The organism is Cryobacterium sp. Hh11, assembly GCF_004404045.1.
GTDB lineage: Bacteria > Actinomycetota > Actinomycetes > Actinomycetales > Microbacteriaceae > Cryobacterium > Cryobacterium levicorallinum.
This window is the reverse complement of sequence record NZ_SOHF01000019.1, coordinates 158593-183699: the sequence shown is the minus strand read 5'-3', so window position 1 is coordinate 183699 and position 25107 is coordinate 158593. Positions and strand designations below refer to the sequence as shown.

The 25107-nt window shown below is 65.7% G+C and carries 18 protein-coding genes; 5 read left to right on the top strand and 13 right to left on the bottom strand.

Annotated features, from left to right (window positions below; all coding sequences use genetic code 11):
- Positions 1-32: 32 nt before the first annotated feature.
- From E3T46_RS09110 to E3T46_RS09100, 3 genes are read right to left on the bottom strand one after another with little or no spacing between them, the layout of a single operon-like run.
- The gene (locus E3T46_RS09110) at positions 33-140 is read right to left on the bottom strand and encodes a hydroxyisourate hydrolase (protein WP_134578304.1); all 108 of its coding nucleotides are present in this window, start codon (positions 138-140) and stop codon (positions 33-35) included.
- A 14-nt stretch (positions 141-154) separates the two neighbouring features.
- Positions 155-1006, bottom strand: coding sequence for a MurR/RpiR family transcriptional regulator (locus E3T46_RS09105; RefSeq protein WP_241980562.1), 852 nt, complete (start codon positions 1004-1006; stop codon positions 155-157).
- The gene (locus E3T46_RS09100; protein ID WP_241980560.1) at positions 1003-1929 is read right to left on the bottom strand and encodes a M20/M25/M40 family metallo-hydrolase; all 927 of its coding nucleotides are present in this window, start codon (positions 1927-1929) and stop codon (positions 1003-1005) included. Before E3T46_RS09100 ends, E3T46_RS09105 begins: the two co-directional genes overlap by 4 nt.
- 227 nt (positions 1930-2156) lie before the next feature.
- Between E3T46_RS09100 and E3T46_RS17905 the strand changes: the two genes are divergently transcribed.
- Both E3T46_RS17905 and E3T46_RS09095 read left to right on the top strand, forming a co-directional pair.
- A complete protein-coding gene (locus tag E3T46_RS17905; protein WP_166790229.1) occupies positions 2157-2330 on the top strand; it encodes a hypothetical protein in 174 nt (57 codons plus the stop codon).
- Positions 2331-2648: 318 nt separating this feature from the next.
- Positions 2649-3359: a nucleotidyltransferase family protein gene (locus tag E3T46_RS09095; protein WP_134578303.1), complete on the top strand. Its 711-nt coding sequence runs from the start codon at positions 2649-2651 to the stop codon at positions 3357-3359.
- Positions 3360-3440: 81 nt separating this feature from the next.
- Here E3T46_RS09095 and E3T46_RS09090 read toward each other — a convergent pair whose 3' ends face one another.
- From E3T46_RS09090 to E3T46_RS09080, 3 genes are all read right to left on the bottom strand, one after another.
- The gene (locus tag E3T46_RS09090) at positions 3441-4754 is read right to left on the bottom strand and encodes a nucleotide disphospho-sugar-binding domain-containing protein (RefSeq protein ID WP_134578302.1); all 1314 of its coding nucleotides are present in this window, start codon (positions 4752-4754) and stop codon (positions 3441-3443) included.
- The gene (locus E3T46_RS09085) at positions 4751-7129 is read right to left on the bottom strand and encodes a glycosyltransferase (RefSeq protein ID WP_134578301.1); all 2379 of its coding nucleotides are present in this window, start codon (positions 7127-7129) and stop codon (positions 4751-4753) included. The genes E3T46_RS09090 and E3T46_RS09085 overlap by 4 nt, the downstream gene beginning before the upstream one ends.
- 399 nt (positions 7130-7528) lie before the next feature.
- The gene (locus tag E3T46_RS09080) at positions 7529-8923 is read right to left on the bottom strand and encodes an OFA family MFS transporter (RefSeq protein WP_134578300.1); all 1395 of its coding nucleotides are present in this window, start codon (positions 8921-8923) and stop codon (positions 7529-7531) included.
- A gap of 207 nt (positions 8924-9130) precedes the next feature.
- Between E3T46_RS09080 and E3T46_RS09075 the strand changes: the two genes are divergently transcribed.
- Positions 9131-11431, top strand: coding sequence for an FdhF/YdeP family oxidoreductase (locus E3T46_RS09075; protein ID WP_134578299.1), 2301 nt, complete (start codon positions 9131-9133; stop codon positions 11429-11431).
- Between the two features lie 6 nt (positions 11432-11437).
- Here the strand turns inward: E3T46_RS09075 and fdhD are convergent, their stop codons facing one another.
- The 7 genes from fdhD to E3T46_RS09040 form a co-directional block, all read right to left on the bottom strand.
- Positions 11438-12289: a formate dehydrogenase accessory sulfurtransferase FdhD gene (gene fdhD, locus E3T46_RS09070; protein ID WP_134578298.1), complete on the bottom strand. Its 852-nt coding sequence runs from the start codon at positions 12287-12289 to the stop codon at positions 11438-11440.
- 49 nt (positions 12290-12338) lie between these two features.
- The gene (gene moaA, locus E3T46_RS09065; RefSeq protein WP_092450712.1) at positions 12339-13457 is read right to left on the bottom strand and encodes a GTP 3',8-cyclase MoaA; all 1119 of its coding nucleotides are present in this window, start codon (positions 13455-13457) and stop codon (positions 12339-12341) included.
- Positions 13458-13707: 250 nt separating this feature from the next.
- Positions 13708-14925: a formaldehyde dehydrogenase, glutathione-independent gene (fdhA, locus tag E3T46_RS09060; protein WP_092450714.1), complete on the bottom strand. Its 1218-nt coding sequence runs from the start codon at positions 14923-14925 to the stop codon at positions 13708-13710.
- A gap of 192 nt (positions 14926-15117) precedes the next feature.
- On the bottom strand, positions 15118-17157 hold the full coding sequence (locus E3T46_RS09055; RefSeq protein ID WP_241980597.1) for a PhoX family phosphatase: 2040 nt from the start codon (positions 17155-17157) through the stop codon (positions 15118-15120).
- Positions 17158-17364: 207 nt separating this feature from the next.
- Positions 17365-18729, bottom strand: a complete 1365-nt coding sequence (locus E3T46_RS09050; protein ID WP_134578296.1) for a GntP family permease — start codon at positions 18727-18729, stop codon at positions 17365-17367.
- Positions 18730-18766: 37 nt separating this feature from the next.
- Positions 18767-19939, bottom strand: coding sequence for a glycerate kinase (locus tag E3T46_RS09045; RefSeq protein WP_166790228.1), 1173 nt, complete (start codon positions 19937-19939; stop codon positions 18767-18769).
- A 72-nt stretch (positions 19940-20011) separates the two neighbouring features.
- Positions 20012-21154, bottom strand: coding sequence for a sugar diacid recognition domain-containing protein (locus tag E3T46_RS09040; protein ID WP_166790227.1), 1143 nt, complete (start codon positions 21152-21154; stop codon positions 20012-20014).
- Positions 21155-21399: 245 nt separating this feature from the next.
- On the opposite strand from E3T46_RS09040, the gene E3T46_RS09035 reads away from it, so the two are divergent.
- Both E3T46_RS09035 and dnaE read left to right on the top strand, forming a co-directional pair.
- Positions 21400-21672: a hypothetical protein gene (locus tag E3T46_RS09035; RefSeq protein WP_092450722.1), complete on the top strand. Its 273-nt coding sequence runs from the start codon at positions 21400-21402 to the stop codon at positions 21670-21672.
- Entirely contained in the window at positions 21669-25097 is a 3429-nt protein-coding gene (gene dnaE / locus E3T46_RS09030; protein ID WP_134578294.1) for a DNA polymerase III subunit alpha, read from the top strand. The genes E3T46_RS09035 and dnaE overlap by 4 nt, the downstream gene beginning before the upstream one ends.
- The last annotated feature ends 10 nt before the right edge of the window (positions 25098-25107 follow it).

The window sequence follows — 25107 nt, the reverse complement described above, 5'->3', positions numbered from 1 at the left end:
TTTTGAGGCCAAGTCTCACGGCTCGGCACGGGTCAGCTACCGCGATAGGTGGAGTACGCGAACGGGGCGAGCAGCAGGGCCACGTGATAGTGCTCCGACACGTCGGCGGTCGCAGAGCGCTGGGCGGCGAGAGTCAGCATGGGGCCCACTTACCTCACCACGGCGCCTCGAGTTCGTCGAGATCGTCGTAGATGCTGGTGATGGCCGCGATGCGGGTGCGGGTCACGCGCACGTGCGCGCCCATGGCGCCGGTCGCGAGCAGGTTGATCAGGCTCATCGCGGTGGCATAACTGTCGAATGCGCTGGCGCTGTCAATCGGGCAGTCGAGCCAGACGGCGGCGCCATCGGCGTGCCGCCGGGCGGAGGAGTCGGCGATCAGCACGAGGGGAATCCCGCGCCGCTCGATCGCCGCGACCAGCTGCCCGAACCCGGCCGTGCGGCGCCGGAATCCGAACAATACGACGACATCGTGCGCGCCGAGGCCGGCCAGGTCCTCACCGATCGACTGCCCGGGCAGCGGCGCGAGCCGCACATTGTCGCAGGCCTGGGCGAGCTGCTGACGCAGGTGCAGGGCGAGCGGGTAGCTGTTGCGCAGCCCGATCACGACGACGTTGCCGGCGTGCGCGATCAGCCGCGCCGCGGCATCCAGCCGGCCGTCTTCGAGATTCTGCAGCAGCTGGCGCAGGTTCTCCTGCTCCCCCGCAAGGTGCGCCGCGAGGCGCGACGGCGTTCCAGCGGATGCCCCCGGCCCGCCCACCGGGGCCCCGTTGCGGCGCAGGGCACGCGCGTGTTCGCGCACCTCGGCCGAATCCTGAAAGCCGAGCCGGCGGAACAGCCGCGACACGGTCGCCTTGGAGACCCCGCTGAGCCGGGCCAGTTCGGTGGCGTTGTAGACGGCCAGGTCGCTCAGATGGTCGAGGATGAAGTCCGCCACCCGCTGTTCCTGCGGCGACAGGTCGCCGTACTGCCCGTCGATGCGCTGTCCGATGTTCATGGTGGCGGTCACTGCGCTGCCGGATCGGTGTCGAGCCGGTCGGACGCGCGCCGGTCGGACGCGCGCAGGTCTGACGCGTGCCGGTCCGAATCGTGCCGGTCCGAATCGTGCCGGTCGGAGCGGTTCTGGTCTGGGATGCACCCACCGGCATGCCGTCCGGTGGTTCGGCCACGCCGGCCGGAATCACCCCGAAAATCGAGCAGAGCGCAGGCCCGCGCATCGAACTCGGAATCCATCTCCTCGACGTCATACTGCTCGGCCAGGGCGAGCATTGCGGCCTCTGAGGCATCGAGCGCCAGCGCCACATCGGCCTCGGTGACCGACTCGTCGGGGTGATGGCTGACGCCACCGCGACACCGCACGAGCAGCATGCCGATGTCGGTCAGCGCCGCCAGCGCCATGGCGTCATGCCCGGCCATCGAAAACGGGGTCGACGGCAGGTCGCCATCGCGAGCGCCGGAGTGCTCGGCGGCCCCCTCGATCACGAGATTGAACCGCCGCGCCCCGGCGATCGAGGAGGCGACGCCGAAGGCGAGGGCGCTGTCGTCGAGCACCGGACCCTGTTCGATGTGCGCCTCGAGGTAGCCGATGAGGTTGGCTGGAGTTCGCGCGGCTGCACCGATCAACGCCGGATCCAGCCCGAACGCCCGGCAGGCCGCCTCGAGGCGCACACCGTTCCGGTCGCGCAACTCCCACGACTCGGCCTGCCAGGTTCCGGCGAGGGCACGGCTGCCCAGCAGCGTGGTGCCGAACCGGGTGCCCTCCTCATCGCCGAACGCGACGACTCCGAGCGCGAACGGCAAGGCGCGGCCGGAACGCGCGATGCGTTCGGACACAGCCACGGCGAGCGGCACCCGGGGATCGGCGTTGATCGGGCCCGGACCCATGAGAAGCCGCGCTGGCGGGTTGATCGGAAGGCTGGAAATGTGTTTCACTCCCTCGGCATGGTGAAACCAAAGTTTCAGGTGGCCAGTTTAGGCAGCGGAGGTTTCCGGCGCGTTACGGGCCTGTCGCAGCTGACATCCTGGGCCTGAAAATCGAACGCGTATGAGCTTCCGGACTCGATGTCGCCCACTTGGCATCCAGAGTCCAGCGACATGTGACGACCCTTTTCGCCTTATTTCGCTCCCGAACCCGGGGGTGTTGTCACTCGATGCTCGCTGTGATCTACTACGTCTGGTTCCGCTCGCAGGGCGTCGGCGATCTCTTCCTCCGGACGCGGCGCGATGGTCTGGTCGACCTCGAGCTGTGGGATGGACGACTCACCCGGGCCGGGAACGTGGCGCTGAGGGGAATGTTCGAAGTGGAGGGACACGGCGAATCCTTCGGTCGGTAACATTCACAGCGTATGCGCTTTTGCGGCGGAGTAGCCAGGTTTCGAGCACATCGCTACCGCTGCGACCAGCCTGTGCCACCCAACGTCAAGGACCTCGTCGCCGGAGTCCCTGGTGAGCACGCCCACATCGCGCGCAGGGCTGGAGCGGGCGGGGCAGAGCTAGGGACACATCCGCTCGCCGAGCCGTGAGTCTTGGGGCCAAAACGGCACAAAACAGGCCCAAACCTCACGTCTCGGCGCCCGAAACTCACGGCTCGGCGGAGCCCTGTAGTTGAACATGGCGCCACGCCACGGCTCGTGAACCCTACGATGGCAGACATGCACAAGCCGCCGGCACCCAACCACGTGGCCGGACTAGTGCTCGCCGCTGGTGCTGGCTCCCGCTATGGCATGCCCAAGGCGCTCGTGCACGATGCCTCTGGCCGATCCTGGCTGCAGAATGCCGTCGACGTGCTCGCGTCCGCCGGGTGTTTCCCGGTCATCGTCGTGCTCGGCGCCCGCGGTGCCGAGGCCGCGGCGCTGCTCAAAACGGATCCCTTGGCCTCAAGGGACGGTGCGCGACCCCGCAGCACGAACCGGCCAACAGCATCCGTTTTAGTCGTGCAGGCCGACGATTGGGCCGAAGGACTCTCTGCCTCCCTGCGCGCCGGCCTGCGCTGCGCCCTCGACCACCCCGAGCTCACGGCTATCGCGGTCGTTCCCGTCGACGTACCCGACCTGAACGCGGCGACGGTGGCTCGCCTGATCGGCAGGACCTACGAGACGACGGATGCGCCCGGCTCGGCCGCCGCGTCGGCCGGCACACTGCGTCAGGCCCGGTTTACCGGCCAGCCGGGGCATCCCGTGGTGATCGGCCGGTCGCACTGGGCGTCCCTCCTCGAGACTCTCGCCGGCGATTCCGGCGCGCGACCCTATCTGCGCGCGCACGACGTCGAAGCGGTCGAGTGTGGCGACCTCGGCACCGGGGCCGACGTCGACCGTCCCCGCGAACCACCGGGCCCACCTTCGGAACATGGGCCCATGATCTAACCTGGGCCCACGTTCCGGGCCCAGGCCCGGAACAAATGGTGAGGTCCCGAACCCTCGTGGCTCAACGAAACTGCGCCTGAACTACCCCCGCGCCACCACCCGCGTCAGCGCCGCGTAGGCGCGCGCCGCGCCCGGCTGCACGGTCAGCGACACCGCGAGGGCGTCGAGACGGGCACGCGTTTCGCCGGCGAGGTTCAGCATCCGCTCACAGGCGTCGCGCAACGCGAGAACGGTTGCGGTATTGGGCGGCAGCGAGGTGCCGAAGCCCGCCGCGTCGAGGGCGGCTGCGCCGGCGAATTGGTCGGTGGAGAACGGCAGCACAACGAGCGGCACGCCTGCCGTCATCGCCTCGGTCACAGAATTGTTACCCCCGTGCGTCACCGCGAGCACGGCCTCCTGCAGCAGGCGCACCTGCGGCAGAAACCCGCGCACCAGCCAGGAATCAGGAATGGGGCCGAGCGTTTCGCGCTCGGTCGCTCCGACAGCCATGGCCACCCGCACCGGCAGCCCGCTCAGGGCCTCGGCGACGCGCGCGAGCACATCACCGCGCACCGAGAGAAAACTTCCGAAGCTCACGTAGACGACGGGCCGAGAATCCGCCGCCAGCCAGGCTTCGACCTCGGGGTCGACGGCCTCGGAGCGCACCGCCGAACCAAGAAACCGGTGGGGTGGAAGCTGGTCCGTGCGCGCCGACGAGTGCAGTTCGCCCGGATAGTTGAGCAGCAGCAGATCCCCGCACTCCTGAAAGGCATCGAGGGTCGGTGCCGCGGACGGATCGAGTTCAAAAAACGCGTCGTTCCACTGAGCGGTGAACGAGTCGCGAACGGCCGCACACTGCAGCTCGAGCAGCGCCAACTCGCCAACGTCGGGCGAGAACACGGCGGGCCAGGCCGGCGGGTAACCGTAGATCTCCGGGCCGACGGGCAGGGCAGACGGATGCCCGAGCACCACATCCGCGTGCGGCACGCCCGCACTGAGTAGCCCGAGCCGGGCGCTGAAGGCGAGGTGGTCGACGATCACCTGGTCGGGCTGCACCCGTTCGACGATGCGCTGCACCTTGCGGGCGATCGCGACCGGGTTATAGAGCAGATCGCTGCTGCGGGCCTCAGCCTGAAAGAGCAGGGTATCGACCATTCCGCGGCGGGTGGCGTCGAAAAACCCGCGCAGGGCGTCATCTTCGCCGGCGGGCTGCTGCTCGACCCGGATGGTGCCGGGGTTGGAACCGCGGCCCAGCTGCAGGTTCTCCCGTTCGAACCCGAACGCGGCCACAATGTCGGCCGTTGCCGGTCCGCTCGCCACCACGACGCGTTCGCCGGCCTGCGCCCAGGCGGTGCCGAGCGTCGCGAGCGGGTACAGGTGCGAGGCGTAGTCGGGGCTGATGATGAGCAGGGTCATGAGACGCTCAGCTCCCAGGCGACCGGCTCGGTCGCCACGGCGACGTCCCGGTAGACCGAACCGAGTGTGCTCGCCATGGCTTCGATCGTGAAGTTGTCGGCCACCATGCGCCGGGCCAGGTCAGCGTACTCGCCGCCGTGCACTCCGGCCGCCACGGCGAGGGCATCGCGGATGCCAAAACCGAGAGCCTGCGCGTCGCCGGTGTCGACCAGAAAACCAGTCACGCCATTCTCGACGTAGGTGGCCGGTCCGCCGCCGTTCGGCGCGACGACCGCGAGGCCGGTCGCCATCGCCTCGAGCAGCGCGATGCCGAACTCCTCCTTCATGCTCGCACAGACATACACACCGAACGGCGCAGCGAGCCCGGGCCGGCCGTAGCGGATCGCGGCCAGCCAGCGGGCGACCGTGTCGTTGGCGCGATGCCCGGCCAGGAGCAGGCCGTGGGACGCAGCGTCGTCACGATTCGCGCCAGACAGGGAACGGGCCATGCGCGCCAGCTCAATGCCCTCATCAAAGGACGGATGCTCCAAATCACCGCCCACAATCAGCAGGTTGCAGCGCTCTTGCAGGGTCGGGTCCCCGGTCCAGGCTTCGACCAGGGCCGCCATGCCCTTGACGCGGTGCAGCCTTCCGACGCTGATCAGCAGCGGCAGTCCGCGCCGGGACGGCGGAAGGGTGCCCAGCAGCGCGTCGAGCTGGTCGAAGGCAAGCGCGGCGGACGCAGCGCGAGCATCGTCCATATTCGTGCGGTCGATGCGGTCAAGGTCGTGGTCGAAGTGATCAATCGGGTCCTGGTCGTGGCTGAGGTCGTCGTCGCTGGCGACCAAACCGCTCACGCCGGACTGGCTAAGCGATGCCAGGGCATCCGTTCGGGCACAATCGATCACCGCAAGGTCGATACCCTCCGGAATGACCGAGTGTCGTTCCGGGTGTGCGTCAATGTCGATTCCGATCAGGCGCTCAATGTCCTGCTGCAGGTGCGGGCGCGGAAAAAGCACGGTGTGCGCGGCATCCGCGGCGAGTCGCTGCACCAGGCGGGCACGAAACCAGAAGTGTTCGACCGCATCAACCTCGCCGAAGTTCGTTCGGGTGAGCGCGCCACTCGATTCGAGCGAGTCGATCACGCCGTGCGGGTCGGGGGCCACGGTGAAGACGACCGGAATGTCCAGGTCGCGGGCCACGGTCGCGGCGGCGAGGCTGCCGACATCGGCCATGCGGAGGTGAATCGCGTCGACGACTCCGGCCGAGCGCAGGATGCGCCGAATGCCGCGTTGCGCTGCGACCCGCCGAGGCCAGGAGTCGATCGACGGCACCGGACCACCGACGAACGGAACCGCCGCGAAGGAGTGCCCGCGCCGGGTCGCTCCGACGTCGGCCAGTCCATCAAGCGCTGACTCGTGGCTGCCGCGGGACATGGTGATGACCCGATCGACCCGATCTTCGCGGCCCGTCCCGAGACGGCTTCCGACAAACGGCGCACGCAAAGCGGATGCCGCGGCGCTCTCCGTTCCGCTGCCTCGGCCGGCCGGCTCGGCGACGAGGGCGTCACCGAGCCGCACCAGCAGGGTCGCGATGCCACCGTTGTCGCCGGCACCGACCTGGGAGAGTTCACCGTCGATGTCGGCGTGCAGAAAGAGTTGGGCGATTGTGGCGCCCTGGTTCCACTTCGGGCGTGGTGCGGTCGTCGCCGTCAGGTCGAACAGGGCCAGCCGGGCAACGGCGGCGAGTTCGCTCGCATTGTCGTCCTGAGAGAGGACGCTCAGTAATTCGAGCACAGCTTCGCTCGGGAATCGGTCACCGAGGCCGGCGATGGCGGCGGCGCGAGCGGGCAGGCTCTCGGCACGGTCGGTGGCCACCCGACGCAGCAACCGCTCGGGAATGCGGCCAGGCATGAGGCCGATGGTCTCGATGAGGCGGGTGCGGGCATCCGTTTCGGTCATGCCGAGCAGGGAACCTTCGAGGAACAGGGCCACCTGATCGGCGGCCGAAGATCCCCACTGTTCCAGAGTGCGCTGGGCGAGCATGCCGGTAAAGCCGCCCTGCCGAACGAGCGTGACGAGGTCGGCGATGGCGTCATAGCGCGGCAGGCGGGTGCCGAAGGCCCAGGCGGAGTGCTCACGCAGAAAAGCCGAGTCGTGGTGCAGCAAGGCAACAAGCACCTCGTCAGCGGAGTCGTCGAAGACCTGGGCGAGGGCGTGCACGGCGGCGATGGCGGTGAGCTGGTCGCTCGGATCGGTCGCGGCTTGTGCCAGCAGGCGCACAGCCCGGGCGCCTCCATCGCGGCTGGCTGCCACGGTGAGGTCGTCGGCGCGTCGAATTCCCTCGAGCAGCGTTGCGGCGGATCGTTGTTCATCGAGTGCGGTGTGGGTAGCCATTGACTGCTCCTTTTCGTGAAACTCGTCGAATCAATCGTGGCGATTCGGGGTTGCCACGAGTGAACATGGGTGAATTTCGGAACTTTCGGTGCGAGAAACGTCGAGGATCCCGAACCCGAAAGCGAACGAATCAGGTATAGCTAGCCTGGCTAGCGACTTCCCCATTTGCCATCATTGCATGAATGAGGGCGCCAGGGCTGACAGACTGCCTGATCGGTGCCGAGCACTCAAGACGCAAAAAAGAGCCACGCCCCAGTGAATGGGGCATGGCTCTATCTGTTTATATCTGCAAATGCCGGGTTTAGCCGAACAGGGCCGTCACCTTCGCGAGTGTCTGAGAAATGCCAAAGGCCAGCGGGATCCCTACCAGCGCCCAAGCCACAATGACTTTTAGAACCTTCATGCGTGCGCCTTCCGAGCTGTTGCACCGACGAGCGGCTTTTCGGGTTCGTGAAAGTCGGTGTGAACCGGTCGCACGAAAAGATTCGCCACAAAGCCAACAACGAGCAGCCCAACCATGGTGAGCAGGGCCGGCTGATAGGCCGCGGCCGTCAACTCACCCGGAGCGCCCTGAGCATCGAGGAACGAGTTGACAATGAGCGGACCGGCAATGCCGGCCGCTGACCAGGCCGTCAGGAGGCGACCATGGATGGCCCCCACCTGAAAGGTTCCGAACAAATCCCGCAGGTAGGCCGGAGCGGTAGCGAAACCGCCACCGTAAAAAGAAATGATAACGAAGGCCAGTACAACGTAGAGCGCCGTCGTACTCGATCCGAAGAGGGCCAGCAGCACGTACAACACCATGCCGACGCCGAGGTACACCATGTAGATGTTCTTGCGTCCGGTCTTGTCCGACGTGGCCGACCAGGCGAATCGTCCGCCCATATTAGCGAGCGACAACAAGCCCACAAAGCCTCCGGCGACGGCCGCCGAGACCAGCGAGTTGCCGTCGCTCTGCCGGAAGAAGTCCTGGATCATCGGTGCGGCCTGCTCGAGAATGCCGATACCGGCCGTGACGTTGCAGAACAGGACGACCCAGAGCAGCCAGAACTGACGCGTGCGAATGGCGTTCCTGGCTGAAACGTGGTTGCTCGTGACGAGGGCCTTGACCCGCACCTTCGACGGATCGAAACCGGCCGGCACCCAATCAGCAGCCGGAACCTTGATCGTGAAAGCCCCGAACATCATGTACGCGAGATAGATCACGGCGAGGGTGAGAAAAAGCTTGCCCACGGAGTCGCCGCTCGCCACCCAGTTCGCTGCCCCGGAGTTGGGGTCATAGAAGCCGAGGAGCGCCGTCGACACCGGGCTGGCGATGAGGGCGCCGCCGCCGAAGCCCATGATGGCCATGCCGGTGGCGAGGCCCGGGCGGTCCGGAAACCACTTGATGAGCGTCGAGACGGGCGATATGTAACCGATGCCGAGGCCGATACCACCGATGAAGCCGTAGCCGACGTAGACCAGCCACAGCTGGTTCGTAAAGATTCCGAGCGAACCGATGAGGAATCCGCCCGACCAGAACAGAGCCGCGACGAACATGGCCTTGCGCGGCCCGTTGGTGTCGACCCAGGTACCCATGATGGCCGCCGACAGGCCGAGCATCACGATGGCGATTGAGAAGATCACCCCGATCTGCACCAGGCTGGCGTCGAAGTGCGCCACAAGCGCGGTCTTGTAAACACTCGTGGCGTAGGCCTGACCAATGCAGAGGTGCACGGCGAGTGCGGCCGGCGGAATCAGCCAGCGGTTAAAACCGGGTGGGGCGATGGTGCGGTCTCGGTCGAGCCAGCTCATGGAGATATCCTTGCTGCCGGTATGGCGATAGCGACTCTGCTGTGCGTTTCGGCTGTCCACGATGGCCGTGGACGTACTCCGCAAACGGATTGACTTAATAGTCTGCGGAGGCAATCCTAGAGGATTCATCAAGCACATTTCGTTCCAAAATCTCGCCCATTTAGTAATTCGGGGGAATTCCCCTTGGCGGCAAGGCAGGATAGATATATGACACGTTCAGCACCTATCGACGACATCAACGAAAATAATCTTGTCGTCACCGCGCCCAAGACCCACGCTGCTGGCATCCAAGCCGTAGCGGTGGCGCTCGATCGGGGTATTGCCCAGGCTGGTCTCGTTCGCACCGCACGGTCGCTGCTGCGCCTCAACCAGCGCGACGGCACCGACTGCCCCGGATGCGCGTGGCCGGAATCCCAGGGACATCGCAAGACCGCAGAATTCTGCGAAAACGGCGCGAAGGCCGTCGCTGAAGAGAGCACGCTACGCACGGTGACGCCCGAGTTCTGGGCAGAGCATTCCATCGCCGAGCTCGCCACCAAGACCGAGTATTGGCTCGGAAACCAGGGCCGCATTACGCACCCCGTCGTCATTCGCCCGGGCGACACGCACTACTCGCAGATCTCCTGGGATGATGCTTTCGAACTCATCGGTGAGCAGATTCGCGCCACGGTGCCCGACCGCACCGTCTTCTACACGTCTGGCCGCACCGCCAACGAGTCGGCGTTCATGTACCAGCTGTTTGCCCGGTCGATCGGCACCAATAACCTGCCCGACTGCTCCAATATGTGCCACGAGTCCTCCGGCTCAGCACTGAACCCCACGATCGGCATCGGCAAGGGTACGGTCTCGCTCGAAGACATCCACCAGGCCGAACTCATTATGGTGGTCGGCCAGAACCCGGGCACCAACCACCCGCGCATGCTGTCAGCCTTGGCCGAATGCAAGGACAACGGCGGCAAGATTGTGGCCGTCAACCCTCTGCCCGAAGCGGGACTGTTCAACTTCATGGACCCGCAGACTCCGAAGGGCGTCGTCGGCAAGGGCACCAACCTGGCTGATGAGTTTCTGCAGATCAAGGTCGGCGGTGACCTGGCCCTGTTCCAGGCGCTCGGTCATCTGTTGCTCGAAGAGGAGGCCCGCGTACCGGGGTCGGTCATCGACCACGAGTTCGTCACCGCGAACACCGACGGAATCGAGGCCTATCGAGCCGCCCGTTCGGTGGTCGACTGGGCCGAAACGAAAAAAGCCACCGGCCTGGACCGTGCCGCGATCGAGACGGTGGCGCAACTGCTCATCGCGAGCAAGGCCACCATCATCTGCTGGGCGCTAGGACTGACCCAGCAGCCGCACTCGGTGAACACCCTCAAGGAGATCATCAACCTATTGCTCCTGCAGGGCAACTTCGGCAAGCCCGGCGCAGGCGCCTGCCCGGTGCGCGGCCACTCCAACGTGCAGGGTGACCGCACCATGGGTGTGTGGGAAAAGCCGAAGGAGCCCATGCTCGCCGCCCTCGACGCCGAGTTCGGCATCGTATCCCCGCGGGAGCATGGCCTCGACTCCGTCGACACGGTGGATGCCTTCGTGCACGACCGCGTCGACGTATTCGTCTCCATGGGCGGCAACTTCGCCCTGGCTTGCTCCGATACCGACCTGCTGGAGAAAGCCATGCAGCGCGTCGGTCTCACCGTGCATGTGTCGACCAAACCCAATCGCTCGCACGTTATGCACGGTTTGACCTCGCTCATCCTGCCGACGCTCGGCCGAACGGATACCGATGACAAGCATCCGTCGGGCCGCCAGGTGCTCTCAGTGGAAGACTCGATGTCGGTCGTTCGCACCACTCAGGGACGCCTCGAGCCGGTGTCTGAGCACCTCCTCGCCGAACCGGTGATTATTGCCCGCATGGCCAACGCCACGCTCGGCGAAGACCACCCGGTCGATTGGAAGGCGATGGCGGAAGACTACGACGTCGTTCGTGACCACATCTCCCGCGTCGTACCCGGCTTCGTCGACTTCAACGTTCGGCTCAAGACCAAGAATGGGTTCGTGCTGCCCAACCCGCCGCGCGATACGCGCAGCTTTGCCACCGATATTGGTCTGGCCCGGTTCACGGTAAGCCCGATCGAGTACCTGTCGGCGCCAGAGGGTCACTTGATTCTGCAGACCATCCGCAGCCATGACCAGTACAACACCACGTTCTACGGTCTTGACGACCGCTACCGCGGCATCAAGAACGGTCGTCGCGTCATCCTCATCCACGAAGACGATGTCACCGAGCTGGGCTTCGCCGACCGCGATATGGTCGACGTGATCAGCACGTACCAGGGCGTCGAGCGCCGAGCCAACACGTTCCGCCTCGTGGTCTATCCGACACCGCGCGGTTGCGCGGCTGCGTACTTTCCGGAGGCGAACGCACTCATGCACCGCGAGCTCGTGGCCCGCGAATCGAACACCCCCGGTTACAAGGCCATGACCGTGCGCTTCGTTCCGGCCGGCGCCGCTGCCTAGCCTGAGTCAGGCGGCCTGCTCGTCACTGTGTGCGTCGATGATCCGGTCGCCGCCGGCATAGACGACCATGGAGTTGCCGCGGAGAAAGCCGACCAGGGTCATGCCGACCTCGACGGCGAACTCCGCGGCGAGTGACGAGGGCGCCGAGACTGCCGCGAGCACGGGAATGCCCGCCATCAGGGCCTTCTGGGTGAGTTCGAAACTCGCCCTGCTCGATACCATGAGCACCGTGCCGGTCAGCGGCAGCCTGTTCTCCTTGACCGCCCAGCCGATGACCTTGTCGACGGCGTTGTGCCGGCCGACGTCTTCGCGCAGCACGAGCATTTCGCCGGTAGCGGCATCGAACAGGCCGGCCGCGTGAATGCCGCCAGTCTTCTCGAACACGTTCTGCCCCGCGCGCAGCTTGTCGGGAAAAGTCGTGAGCAATTCGGCAGTCACTCGCACCGCGTCATCCGCTATCTCAAAGACTGATTTGGTGCGCACGGCATCGATGCTCTCCTTGCCGCACAGGCCACAGGAGCTGTTGGTGATGAGGGAGCGCTCCAAGCTCCGTTCCGGTGGCGCGACGCCGGCACCGAGGGTGACGTCCAGCACGTTATAGGTGTTGACCCCGTCGAGCGCCCCGGCGCAGTAGCGGGCCGAATTAAAATCGTCGCCCTGCGTGATGACGCCCTCCGAGACCAGAAACCCCGCCGCAAGGTCGATGTCGTTACCCGGGGTACGCATCGTGACGGCAAGGCGGCGGCCGTTCACTCGAATTTCCAGCGGTTCTTCGACCGCAAGCAGGTCCTCGCCAGCCAGAGGCTGGGCACCGACGGTGATTCGGGTAATTTTGCGTCGCGCGGTAATTCTGTTCATTCTTAAAGTCTCCCACGCTGGTGCCGGTACCGCACTCCAGCCTTGCCCATTAGCCGCCGATGTAGGACATTTCGATTTTCTTGGCACCAGACGCCCGCAGCTCACTGGTCTTCGCGCTCCGCAGCTGCGAATAGCGGTCGGTGCGCTCCCGCCAGAGGTGCGCCATAACGGTGGAGAGTTCCGCGTCGGAGCATCCGCCGCGCATGAGCGCCCGCAGGTCGTGGCCCTCGGTGGCGAACAGGCAGGTGAACAGCTTGCCATCGGTCGACACGCGGGCACGCGAGCAGGTCTGGCAGAAGTTCTGGGTGACGCTCGAGATGACGCCGATCTCGCCGCCGCCGTCCTGGTAGCGCCAGCGGCGGGAGGTCTCGCCGCTGTAGTTCGGGGCGATCTCTTCAAGCGGCAGCTCGGCGTGGATGCGCGCGATCACGTCCTTCGACGGAACGACGGCGCCCATCTCCCAGCCGTTGCTCGAACCGACGTCCATGAACTCGATGAACCGCAAAATGTAGGGGGTGTCCTTGAAATGCCGGGCCATGGCGACGATGTCCTGGTCGTTCTTGCCGCGCTGCACCACCATATTGACCTTGATCGGGCCGAGGCCGACGGCTTCGGCCACGTCGATGCCGTGCAGCACCTTCGCGACCGGAAACTTCACGTCGTTCATGGTGCGAAACGTGGTGTCGTCGAGCGAGTCGAGCGACACCGTGACGCGCTTCAGGCCGGCATCCTTGAGCGCCTGTGCCTTCACGGCCAGCGCCGACCCGTTCGTGGTCAGGGCAATGTCGATCTCACGGCCGTCGGGGGTGCGCAGCTCGGCCAGCAGGGCAATGAGGTCTTCAAGCCCCCTACGCAGCAGTGGTTCACCGCCGGTCAGCCGAATCTTCTCAACGCCATGGGCGACGGCCACGCGCGCGAGCCGGGTGAGTTCCTCGAAGCTGAGCAGTTCGTCGTGTTCCATGAACGCGAAGTCCCGGCCGAAGATCTCCTTCGGCATGCAGTAGACGCAGCGAAAGTTGCAGCGGTCGGTGACGCTGAGGCGCAGGTCGTGCAGCGGCCGGTTCAGCCGGTCGGTCACGGTGCCGGTGGGCGTTTCCAGGTCCACCGGAATGTCCGAGCGCTCTCGATAGAAGCGCGGAGCTGGTTGTGCAAGGTCGGCGCCGGTCATGTTTCCACCCTAACCCCGCGCTCCGCACGGGGATACCGAGAACACCGGTTCTAAGCGGATGTCGCGGCTCGGGGCCTGAATCCGTGGCTAATTCAGGAATTATTTCAATTTCTGAGCGGATCCGCCGCTATTCGCTCAGATTCGGGTCGGATTTCCTGAATAAGCCACGCGGCGCGCGGATGCTGATGACGCCGATACAGGAATGGCCCGCCCGGGAGAATTCCCGGGCGGGCCATTCACCTATCTGCTGTTATCCCTTGACGTAGCCGTTGGGGTTCAGCACGTACTTCGTCGCCGCGCCGGCGTCGAATTCGGCGTAGCCACGCGGGGCATCTTCGAGGCTGATGGCCTGGGCGTTGACGGCCTTGGCAATCTGTACCTTGTCGTGCAGGATCGCCATCATCAGCTGGCGGTTGTACTTCATCACCGGGCACTGGCCGGTGGTGAACGACAGCGACTTGGCCCAGCCGAGGCCCAGCCGAATCGACAATGAGCCCACCTGAGCGGCCTTTTCCTTGGCGCCCGGGTCGCCCGTGACGTAGAGGCCGGGAATGCCGAGGGCACCGCCGGCGGCGGTGACCGTCATGAGCGAGTTGAGCACGGTGGCCGGAGCCTCGTGGTCGGCGTCCTTACCGTGACCACGCGCCTCGAAGCCCACGGCGTCAACACCGGCGTCGACCTCTGGCACGCCGAGGATCTGTTCAATCTGCTCCCCCGGCTCGCCTTTGCTGAGGTCGATGGTCTCGCAGCCGAAGCTGCGGGCCTGCGCGAGACGATCCGCGTTCATGTCACCGACAATGACGACGGCCGCACCGAGCAGCTGCGCCGAGACGGCGGCCGCGAGGCCCACCGGGCCGGCTCCGGCCACGTACACGGTCGTTCCGACGCCGGCACCGGCCGTGTAGGCCCCGTGGAATCCGGTCGGGAAGATGTCGGACAGCATGGTGAGGTCCATGATCTTTTCGAGCGCCTGATCCCGGTCGGGAAACTTCAGCAGGTTCCAGTCGGCATAGGGAACCAGCACGTACTCGGCCTGGCCTCCCACCCAACCGCCCATGTCGACGTAACCATATGCACTACCCGGACGGTCCGGGTTGACGTTGAGGCAGATGCCGGTCTTGCGTTCCTTACAGTTGCGACAGCGACCGCAGCTGATGTTGAACGGCACGGACACGATGTCGCCCACCTTGATGAATTCGACGTCGGGGCCAGCTTCGACCACTTCGCCGGTGATTTCGTGACCCAGCACCAGGTTCGCCGGTGCGGTCGTGCGGCCGCGCACCATGTGCTGGTCGGAGCCGCAGATATTGGTGGTCACGGTCTTGAGAATGACTCCGTGGGGCACCTTGCGTCCCACGTTTTCCGGGTTGACGCCCGGCCCGTCTTTCAGCTCGAAACTCGGGTAATCAATGTCGATTACCTCGACGACACCCGGGCTCTTGTAGGCAACTGCTCTGTTCCCCGTCATGAACTACCTTCCTGGTTTTACGCTGATCAGGATGATGTGTTGGGCACGACCCGATCGGCACTGGATGTTCCTGAACGCTGCGTGTGACGGCAGCTCCTCCACTCCATCACCGCTCAACTGAAATTACAATCAGCAAATTGCCAGTTCGCGCCCCCCTTTCAGGACTACGGCACGACCAGACCGGTGAGCGTCTCAGACCTTCCAGACCTGCACAACGGATGGCCGTGGACCGGTCCAGGCACCGGCCGGCACGGGTGCGCCGAGCGGAACGTAGTCGGGGAATCGGCTCGACTGGGCCGCCCAGCTGCCTCTTTCCCCCGGGTGCTGCACGGCGACGTAGACCATCGATTGCTCAGAGCGGATGACCGGACCGCAGGTTTCGGCCTCGCGCGGCACTGAGAGGAACTGCTGCACCCGGCCACGCTCGGGGCCGGTGAGCGGCACTTTGAACAGTCCGTCGCAGTATCCGATTGTGTTCGGCGCGCCGTCGGTGGAGATCCACAGGTTGCCCTGGACGTCGAAAGCCACGTTGTCGGGGCAGGAGATGGGCGACACCTTCTCTCTCGGAAAACCGGCGAAGTAGGTGCTCGTGTTCGTCGCGGGGTCTCCGCAAACCAGCAGCAGGTTCCAGTCAAAGGTCACCGAGGTCGCGTCAGAGCCCGTTTCGGTGATCTCTACGATGTGGCCGTCACGGTTGGCCACCCGGGGATTGGGCTCGGTGGCACCTTCCTGACCGGGCGCGCCGCGATCGGTGTTGTTGGTGCAGGCGACATAGATCTTGCCGGTCACCGGGCTCGGCTCGACGTCTTCGCAACGGTCCATTTTGGTGGCGCCGACGGCATCCGCTACCAGACGGGTGTTGACGAGGGCATCGTCGGTGCTGAAGCCAGGAACCTGGCAGACGCCGTCGATGACGAGCGCCACCCACTGACCGGTGCCGTCGAAGAGGCCGTCGGCGGGTAGCTGGCCGGTGCCGGTGATCTCGCGCTCTGGCGAGTTTCCAGTGAAGCGAGCCACGTAGAGGGATCCCCGGGTGAGCAGGGACTTGTTGTGGGTGCGTGCCTTCGGGCTCTTCTTCTTGTCGAAACGATCGAAGGAGACAAACTTGTAGAGATAGTCGAAGCGCTCGTCGTCGCCCATGTAGGCGGCGACGTGGCCGGTCTTTCCGACGATGACATTGGCCCCCTCGTGCTTGAACCGGCCGAGCGCAGTGTGCTTGACCGGGGGCTCGTTCGGTGCCTCCGGATCGATCTCCACGATCCAGCCGAATCGGTTGGGCTCGTTCTCGTTGCCGGCGACGGTGGCGTCGAAGCGGTCGTCGATCTGCTCCCAGAGCCGACCGGTGGGGCGATTTGCCAGGCCGTAGCGGGCATCAGCTGTGCTGGTGCCCTTCGTGCGGAAGTATCCGTTGAAGTTTTCTTCACCGGACAGCACCGTGCCCCAGGGGGTGGTGCCGCCGGCGCAGTTGCCGAGGGTGCCGAGCACGGTGCGGCCCGTCGGGTCCGCCGCGGTCTTCAGCAGGGCGCTTCCGGCGGCCGGGCCGGTGACGGTGAACGGTGTGCTCGCGGTGATGCGGCGATTGAGGGGGTCACCCACGCGGTAGGTCCAGGGTTGGCCGGCGCGCTTCCGTTCGAGGGCGACCACGGACATGCCGTGGGCCATCATGGCCACGCGACGCTGCTCATCCGCTTCGACCGTAGTGAGCGCTGGCGAAAACATGATGCCCTCGTTGGTGTACTCGTGGTTGGTGACGAGGATGCCGGAGCGTCCCTTTGGTCCCTTGCTCTCGATGATGTCGAGGTAGTCATTGTTGTAGCCGAACTGGCGGGCCTGCAATGCGGCGCTCTGGTGTTCGGGGTCGAAACGATCGGTGGCGGCGAAGAGCGGGTCGCCCCAGCGGATGATCGGGTTCCAGGAATAGCCCGTCGGAACCACGAAGGAGTCAACGGCAGCCGGAACGGGAGCGATGGGGGCGAACGCGAGGCCGCGGCCAGCAGCGCCGGCTGGGCCGCCCGGCACGGCCAGGGCGGGAGCGGGTTCGCCGGAACCGAGCAGGATGGCGGCGGCACCGACGCCAACCCCCACGAGCAGGGAACGTCGGCTCATGGCGGCTCCCACGATGTCGCGAAAGTAGTCGTTCGAGCTCTCATTGGGTACCGGGTGAAAGCAGGCATCCGCGCACTTGAGGTGGCAGGTGACTGCGCTGCGTTTGCCGAGGGTGTGCCCCTGCATGGGAAGGAGCGGTAGCAATGGCCGGTCGCGAGCGGGGGCGTGCTGGCGGGGGCCGGTGGATTCGTTGCTCAGCATGCGGGCGCTCCTCGTGGTCGTTGGGGTCCCCGAACTGGGGATAGAACCACTCTCTCGCTGTCCCCTCTCCAATTCACGACAGCCTTGTGCCGCGTTGGTGAACGGACCATGAACGCTCGGGGCCGCTAGCTTCTACAGAACGATGAGCCCGATCACCCACACGGCGGCGAAGCCGGCTACGCCCTGGATAGCGGTGGCCGGGGTGAGCGTGCGGTACGCGGTCGCGACCGGAATGCGGCTGAGCTGCGAGACGACCCAGAAGAAGCTGTCATTGGCGTGCGAGACGACCATGGCGCCGGCACCGATGGCCAGCACGGAGAGCACCTTGCCCAGGTCAGAGTCGAGGCCGAGCGCCGGCAGCAGCGGCAGGAGCAGCACGGAGGTGGTCACCATGGCAACCGTGGACGAGCCCTGGGCGGTCTTGAGCGCGGCCGAGATCAGGAACGGTACGGCCAGGCCAAGACCGAGCGTCGAGAGCGTGCTGCCGAGAAATTCGGTGAGGTCGGATGCCGCGAGAATGGCTCCAAAGGCAGCACCGGAGGCGGTGATCAGCAGAATGGGGGCAGAGATACGGATGCCCTCACTCACGCGTTCGCCGAACATCTCCAGTTTTCCCTTACCGCGCAGCAGAAACAGCGCGGCAATGAGGCCAACCGCCAGGGCGATGACCGGGGTTCCGAGAAATACGATGGCGGCGTACAGGCCGGACTCACCGAATGGCAAGGCCGGAAGCTTGGCGATCGAGGCGATGCAGATCAGCAAAATCGGGGCGAGGATCGGCAGGAAGGCCAGGAACGCGTTGGGCAGCTTGCCATAGGCGGCACGGATGGTTTCGTAGTCCGCATCGAGGTCGCTGTCTTCGCCGGCGAGCTCAGGCATCAGCTCGATGTTCTTTTTCAGGAACCGGTTGGCCCAGAGCAGCCCGGCCAGCGCCGAAACGACGGCGACGATCAGGCCGAACCCGATGATGAGGCCGAGCTGGTCGATGATGTTGAGGTTACCGGCGGCCGCGAGCGGGCCGGGAGTCGGCGGCACGAAGACGTGAGTGGCGTAGAGGCCCGTCATCAGGGCGATCGTCATGGCGACGAGCGATACCTTGGCCCGGGCGGCAAGCGACTTCTTGAGGGAGTTGAGAATAACGAATCCGGAATCACAGAACACCGGGATCGAAACGATGAAACCGATGACACTCATGGTCAGGGTCGGAAATCGGGTGCCGAGCACGCGAATGAGGGCTTCGGCCATCGATATCGCCGCGCCGGTGCGCTCGAGGATCACCCCGATGATGGTGCCGAACAGAATGATCAGACCGATATTGCCCAGGGTGGCGCCAAAGGCCGTCGTGATGGTCGGGGCGATTTCAGCGACCGGAATGCCGAACGCAAAGCCCCCGACCAGCGCCGCAGCCAGCAGCGCGAGGAAGGGATTGATTTTCAGCTTCGCTGTGGCGAAGACGATAGCGGCGACGAGAGTCACCAGGATGGCAATGCTCAGCATTGAGACGGCCTTTCTATTTCAGGGTGGAACTGCATGATTAGCGAGAGTGAAGGAAGAGTGCGACGGCGTGCGCCGTGGTTTCGCGTACCCGTGCGGCCGCATTCTGCTGCAGGTCGTCGAGCGTTGCCGGCCCACCGGCGATCGAGAACGCGGCAGCAACACCGGATGCCGCGGTGTCGGCCGCAGACAGCGCCACCCGCCCGGCGATGACGACGACCGGGCATCCTGCCGGTGCGAGACGAGCGACAGCCACGGCCACCTTGCCGCCGAGGGACTGGGAGTCGAAGCTGCCTTCACCGGTGAGTACGAGGTCGGCGTTGGCCATTTTGTGGGGCAGGCCGACGGCATCCGCTACCAGGGTGGAGCCGGGAACCAACTCGGCCCGAAGCAGCGGAACGAGAGTGGCCGGCATGCCGCCGGCCGCCCCCGCTCCGGGCCGGTCGGTCATGTCCTCGCCGGTCATATCGAGCACGATCGCGGCGAGGTGGGCCAGGCCGGCGTCGAGCTCAGCGACATCGCGGGGCTGTGCACCTTTTTGCGGACCGAAAACGGCAGCGGCACCGGTGGGGCCACAGAGTGGATTGTTCACGTCGACGGCGAGGCGCCAGCGCACGGTGCGGGCGCGCGGGTGCAGCTCGCTCAGGTCGATCAAGGCAATCCGGGCCAGCCCGGCGCCGCCGGGAGCGACGGGGGTGCCGGCAGCGTCCAGAAACCGCGCGCCTAGGCCAGTCAACAGACCTGTTCCACCGTCGGTGCTGGCCGAGCCGCCGACGCAAACCAGAATCTCTTCGACGTTTTGATCGAGCAGTTCGCGGGCGAGCAAACCGACCCCGAAGGTGTCGGCGCGCTGGGGCTGGGGCACGGCATCCGCTACCAGCGGCAGGCCATTGGACTCGGCCGCCTCGATCAGACCGATGCGGCCGTCGGCCGAGGTCGCGTACCGAGCCCGGCGGCTGCGACCGAGCGCATCGACGGTCAGCATGGTGCGGGGCGTGACTCCCCAGACCGCTGCGATGGCATCGAGCGTTCCCTCGCCGCCATCGGCCATCGGGCACAGCGTGATCCGGGCCTCCGGCAGGCCGAGGGTGAGGCAAGCGCCCCGTGCCCCGGCCGCCATGGCGTCTGCCGCATCGGCCGCACTCAGGCTCCCCTTGAACGAATCGGGTGCGATGACCAGTGTGAGCGGCTTCAGCGCCGTGCGACCATTCATTAATTCAGGCTAGAACAGAATTACGCACATATTCAGGTGGAACAAACCCACATTTACCGGCAACTTACGTCGTTAAACCTGTGCATTGTGAACATATTGGGCCGAATCTGCCGCCAGCGCGACTCGCATCGAAACGGCACAACTGAACCGACGAATATTCAGACCGGTGAGCAACTCGATGCGATCGAGTCGCTGCACCACGGTATTGCGGTGCACGCCGAGCGCCGCCGCGGTGTGCGCGATCGATAATTCTTCGCGCAGAAACACGCGCGCTGTTTCGCGCAGAACCTCGCCGAGCGGGTCGAGCACCGACCCGGCCACGTCGCCCAGCAGTTCATCTGGCAAGACGGCGATGGCCAGTTCGAGGCCGAGGGAGTCGAGCGGAATTTCGGAGCGCGGCTCTCCGACTGCGGTGCCGATGAGACCGGGCCGGGCGAGCAGCGCGCTCAGGCGCTCGGCATCATCGGTGAGTTGCATCATCGTCGCGCCAACCCGCCCGGTCAGAAACCGCAAGGACTTGGAGCTGGGCTGTTGCAATCGTTGCTGGAGCAGCGCGAGACCGAGAGCGGTCGACGATCCGCTCAACACCCAGACAGCGCCGTGGATATCGGCGGCCACGACTCCGGATACATCGCGCAGTTGACGCAGCAACAACACCGAACGACTGGTTCCAAGATGCAGAATGCCGGTCAGATTCCACGGCGGCTGCAATGGAGCATCAATACCCTGCAGTGCCGCGATCAGGCGCCCTTCAGTGAGCTTGCGCAGCGACAGGCTCGAGAGGATGTCCCGGGTCGCCGATTCCCGCCACGACGCGTTGTCCCGCAGCCGTTCCTGCATGATCAGCATCTGAACGGTGAGCACGAGCACCTGCGCCACCGGCAACACTTCGGCGGGGGTTCCGGTGACCCCGACCACCCCGGCGACGCGTCCATCGAGGATCAGTGGAATATTCACTCCCGGCCGGGTGCCCTGGTGCTCGTCACCAGGAGCAATCTGCACCGTCTCGCCGCGTCCGGCGGCGTTTCGCGCCCCGTCGTGCAGGGTGCCGATACGTGACGCGTCCATCGACCCGATGATCAGCCCTGCGGCATCCATGATGTTGACGTTGTGCACGAGGCTCGGCGCGACCTGCTCGACCAGGCGCTGCGCGAGCGCCCGGTTGATCTGCACAGTATCGGGCAGCACGGCGTCGCTCGGAACGATGTCAGTCACCTGACCATCGTAGATCGAGGTCGGCGGATGGGTCTCGCGCAATCTCTTGTGGCGCGTGTCAGTGGGTTGACCTACACTTTTCATATAGAAGATGCATTCTAGAAGAATCGGTTTTTTACAGCATTTGTTCGAATTTGATACAGCACTTTTACAGCACTTTTACAGCACTGGCTGGCTCATCAGCTTTTTTGTGACCAGCCGGTGCGTATGCACCCGAATACCAGCACCCGAACAGGGAGGCCACCTTGCCCCAGATCATTGATACACCGGTTGACGTTGAGCTGTCCGCCGATGGCGACCCGCGCGCGTTCATTTGGAATCGATTCGAGCACACCGTCATCGGGCAACCACAGGCGGTGTTCAAGCGCACCCGCTGGTGGGAGAACGAGGGAACACCCACCCGCATCGACACCGAGCTGTGGCGGCTCGACGCCAGCCGGGGCGGCGAAGAGCAGCACCGATACGACCTGCGCCGCGGCACGGACGGATCCTGGACTTTAGCATTGGACTGGGGATGAACAGCGCACTGAACTTCCCACACCTGCACGTCGCGAGCGCCTACTCGACCCACTATGGGGTGACACTTCCCGAAGTTCTGGCCGAGCAGGCGGCCGCACAGGGGGCAACGTTTCTCGCCGTCACCGACCGTGACGGGCTCTACGGCGCCGTCAAACACGTGCGCGCCTGCGTTGCCGTGGGCATCCGCCCCGGGCTCGGCGCCGAACTCGCCGTGCACGACGACGAGTACCGCTCGCTCGGCCGGGTGGTCGTGCTCGCCCACGGCGACACCAACGGTCGCGGGTATGCCGCACTCTGCCGCGCGGTCAGTGCCGCTCACGCCGCCGATGCCGGTCACCGCTCTTTGAGCCCAACCGGCAGCGCCGGGCCGAGCATCTCGCGCGCCCGGCTGGCCGACCTGGCCGGCCTCGCTTCGCTCACCGTGCTGCTCGGCCCAGACTCCGACGTCGGTCTCGCGATCGCACGGCGCGACAATACGGATGCCGCGGCGCGGCTCGCCCACTGGCAGCGTGCCCTGCCCGCCCAGGCCGTCGTGCTCGAGGTCGTCTGTCACCTCGCCGAAAGCGGCACGGTCGGCAGCGTGACCCCGGCCACCCGCATGCTTGCCCTCGCCGAGAACGCCGGGCTACCGGCGGTGCTCAGCAATGCCGTGCGGTACGGCACCCCCGAAGAAGCGGTCACCGCCGACCTCGCCGACGCCGCGCGCTATCTGCTGCCGCTCGCCGAACTCGAAACCCCGCAGACCAACGGCCAGGCCTGGCTCAAACCGGCCGGAGCAATGCGCCAGGTGGCCCGTATGGTCGTTGACGCCGGCCTGCATGACACGGGCGCCCTCGAACGGCTGCTGCGCGATACCGAACAGCTCGCTGACCGCTGCAGCCTCGATCCAGCCCTCGACATCGGCCTCGGGCGCCCGCGCATGCCGGAGGCGCGCATCATCGGCGTCACCGGCGACCCGGTCACCGAACTCTGGCGTCGGGCTCGCAGCGGCATCGCCGACCTGTACTCGGCGAGCGGCTCGCGCGCGGTCGAGGCCGCCCACGCCCAACTCGCCCACGAGATGAAAACGGTCGAGCACTTAGGCTTTGCCAGCTACTTTCTTACCGTGTCCCGGGTAGCCGACATTATTCGCGGCATGGGCATCCGCATTCAGGCGCGCGGCTCCGGGGTCGGCTCGGTGCTCAACTATGCGCTGCGCACCTCCTCGGTCGAACCGATCGAAAACGGGCTGCTCTGGGAGCGGTTTCTCTCCCCCGAACGCCAAACGCTGCCCGACATCGACATCGACGTCGAGTCGGCCCGGCGACACGACATCTACCGCGAGGTCTTTCGCGCTTTCGGCAGCGACCGGGTCTCGCTCATGTCGATGACCAACGCCTACCGCGGCCGCGGCGCCGTGCGCGACGCCGGCCTCGCCCTCGGCCTGCCCGACGCGCAGATCAACGTGATCGCCAAGCAGATGTGGCGGTTCAACGCCCGCGACTTTCGCCGCGCCCTCGAAGAGAAGCCCGAGCTCGAGGCCCTCGCCACCGAGGTGCGCGAATCGCAACAACTCGATCTGCTGGTCGACCTCACCGCGAAACTCGACCGGCTCCCCCGGCACATTTCGGTGCACCCCTGCGGCGTGATCCTCTCCGACGCGAGCCTGCTCGACCGCACTCCGGTGCAGGCGAGCGGCATGGGCCTGCCCATGTCGCAGTACGACAAGCACGACATGGACCCGATGGGCCTGATCAAACTCGACATTCTCGGCGTGCGCATGCAGTCGGCAATGGCGCACGCCGTCGAAGAGCACCACCGACTCACCGGCGAAAGCATCGACCTCGACCGGGTGCCGCTCGACGATGCGAAAACCTTCGAGCTCATTCGCTCCACCCGCACCCTGGGCATCTTTCAGATCGAGTCCCCCGGCCAGATGGAACTCGTCGGCAAGCTGCAACCCGAGGTGTTCAACGACCTCACCGTGGAGATTTCGCTGTTTCGCCCCGGCCCAATGAAGAACAATATGCCGCTCAAATACCTGCAGGCCCGGCACGGCGAAGTCATACCCGACTACATCCACCCCCGCTTCGAACCGATTCTGCGCGAAACGAACGGCGTCGTGATCTTTCACGAACAGGTCATGCGACTGTTCGACGAACTCACCGGCTGCGGCCTCGGCAAAGCGGATGTCTTTCGCCGGCACCTGGGCAAGCCCGAGCAGCTACCGCAAATTGAGGAGTACCTGCGCGAAAAAGCGCTCGCCCGCGGGTTCAGTACGAAGGTCATCGACCAGATCTGGACGGTATTGGCGGGGTTCGGCAGCTTCGGCTTCGCCAAGGCCCACGGGGCCGCGTTCGCCCTGCCCACCTACCAGTCCGCCTGGCTGAAAACCCACCACCCGGCGGCTTTTCTCGCCGGGCTGCTCACCCACGACCCCGGAATGTGGCCCAAGGACCTTATCGTCGCCGAGGCCAGGGTGCTCGGGGTGCCGGTACTCCCCCTCGACGTGCAGTCAAGCGCGCTGGACTACCGGGTAGAAGATCTCGCCGACGGGAGCCAGGGCATCCGTTTGGCGCTGCCCGAACTCGTCGGCAGCACGGAGGCAGAGCGGGCACGCATTGCGCAGCACCAGCCGTTCGGATCGCTGCAGGACTTTCGCGACCGGGTGCATCCCCGGCGGCGCACCTTCGAGGCGCTCGCCCGGGTGGGCGCCCTCGACACGTTCATCGGCTACGATCGCACCCGGCGACACGAGCTGCTCGCGCACATTCAGTCGCTGCGCGGCACCGCCGTGGTCATTCGCGCCGACCAGCTCGCGTTCGAGGTGGAGCTGCCGGTGCCGCGCTATTCCGGTGACCGTGCGGGCGCCATCACCTCGCTGGAGCTGCGCGGCCGCACCCAAACCGATCTGGAACTGCTCGATCTGAACCTGGCCGTCGGGTCGCACCAGATGAAACGCTTTCACGCGCTATTCAAGGAATTGGGGGTGACCCCGGCGAGCGAACTCGGCAACCTGCCCGGCGGCACCGAGGTGTTGCTCGCCGGAGTGCGGCGGGCCACCAACACGCCGCCGATGCGCGGCGGCCGCCGAGTGGTGTTCATCAGCCTCGACGACGGCACCGGACCGGTCTCCAACGTCGTGTTTTTTCACGACGCGCAGGAACGGGTCGGCGGGCAGGTGTTCCAGACCAATTACATGCTCGTACGCGGTCGAACCCGGCGCTCCGGCGCCCGCGGAGTGTCGGTGACCGGGGAGAACATCTGGAATCTGTTCGACGTGGCCAGGCAGGTGAAGGAGCGGCACGCCGTTGAGCGCGCCGCCGCCGAGGAAGCGGCGAGTGCGGTCGCGTATGCCGCCGAACTGGCCGCGCAGGAATCTGCGCGGGAAACGTCCAGTCCCGGCGGCACCCTGCACCACCTCAAGGCCGCGCAGAGCGCGTAACGTCTCCCGG

What these genes read in the sequence shown, in the direction of transcription:
- E3T46_RS09110 (WP_134578304.1), bottom strand. Translation starts at nt 140, where the DNA reads ATGCTGACTCTCGCCGCCCAGCGCTCTGCGACCGCCGACGTGTCGGAG.
- E3T46_RS09095 (WP_134578303.1), top strand. Translation starts at nt 2,649, where the DNA reads ATGCACAAGCCGCCGGCACCCAACCACGTGGCCGGACTAGTGCTCGCC.
- E3T46_RS09090 (WP_134578302.1), bottom strand. Translation starts at nt 4,754, where the DNA reads ATGACCCTGCTCATCATCAGCCCCGACTACGCCTCGCACCTGTACCCG.
- E3T46_RS09085 (WP_134578301.1), bottom strand. Translation starts at nt 7,129, where the DNA reads ATGGCTACCCACACCGCACTCGATGAACAACGATCCGCCGCAACGCTG.
- E3T46_RS09080 (WP_134578300.1), bottom strand. Translation starts at nt 8,923, where the DNA reads ATGAGCTGGCTCGACCGAGACCGCACCATCGCCCCACCCGGTTTTAAC.
- E3T46_RS09075 (WP_134578299.1), top strand. Translation starts at nt 9,131, where the DNA reads ATGACACGTTCAGCACCTATCGACGACATCAACGAAAATAATCTTGTC.
- fdhD (WP_134578298.1), bottom strand. Translation starts at nt 12,289, where the DNA reads ATGAACAGAATTACCGCGCGACGCAAAATTACCCGAATCACCGTCGGT.
- moaA (WP_092450712.1), bottom strand. Translation starts at nt 13,457, where the DNA reads ATGACCGGCGCCGACCTTGCACAACCAGCTCCGCGCTTCTATCGAGAG.
- fdhA (WP_092450714.1), bottom strand. Translation starts at nt 14,925, where the DNA reads ATGACGGGGAACAGAGCAGTTGCCTACAAGAGCCCGGGTGTCGTCGAG.
- E3T46_RS09055 (WP_241980597.1), bottom strand. Translation starts at nt 17,157, where the DNA reads ATGCAGGGGCACACCCTCGGCAAACGCAGCGCAGTCACCTGCCACCTC.
- E3T46_RS09050 (WP_134578296.1), bottom strand. Translation starts at nt 18,729, where the DNA reads ATGCTGAGCATTGCCATCCTGGTGACTCTCGTCGCCGCTATCGTCTTC.
- E3T46_RS09045 (WP_166790228.1), bottom strand. Translation starts at nt 19,939, where the DNA reads ATGAATGGTCGCACGGCGCTGAAGCCGCTCACACTGGTCATCGCACCC.
- dnaE (WP_134578294.1), top strand. Translation starts at nt 21,669, where the DNA reads ATGAACAGCGCACTGAACTTCCCACACCTGCACGTCGCGAGCGCCTAC.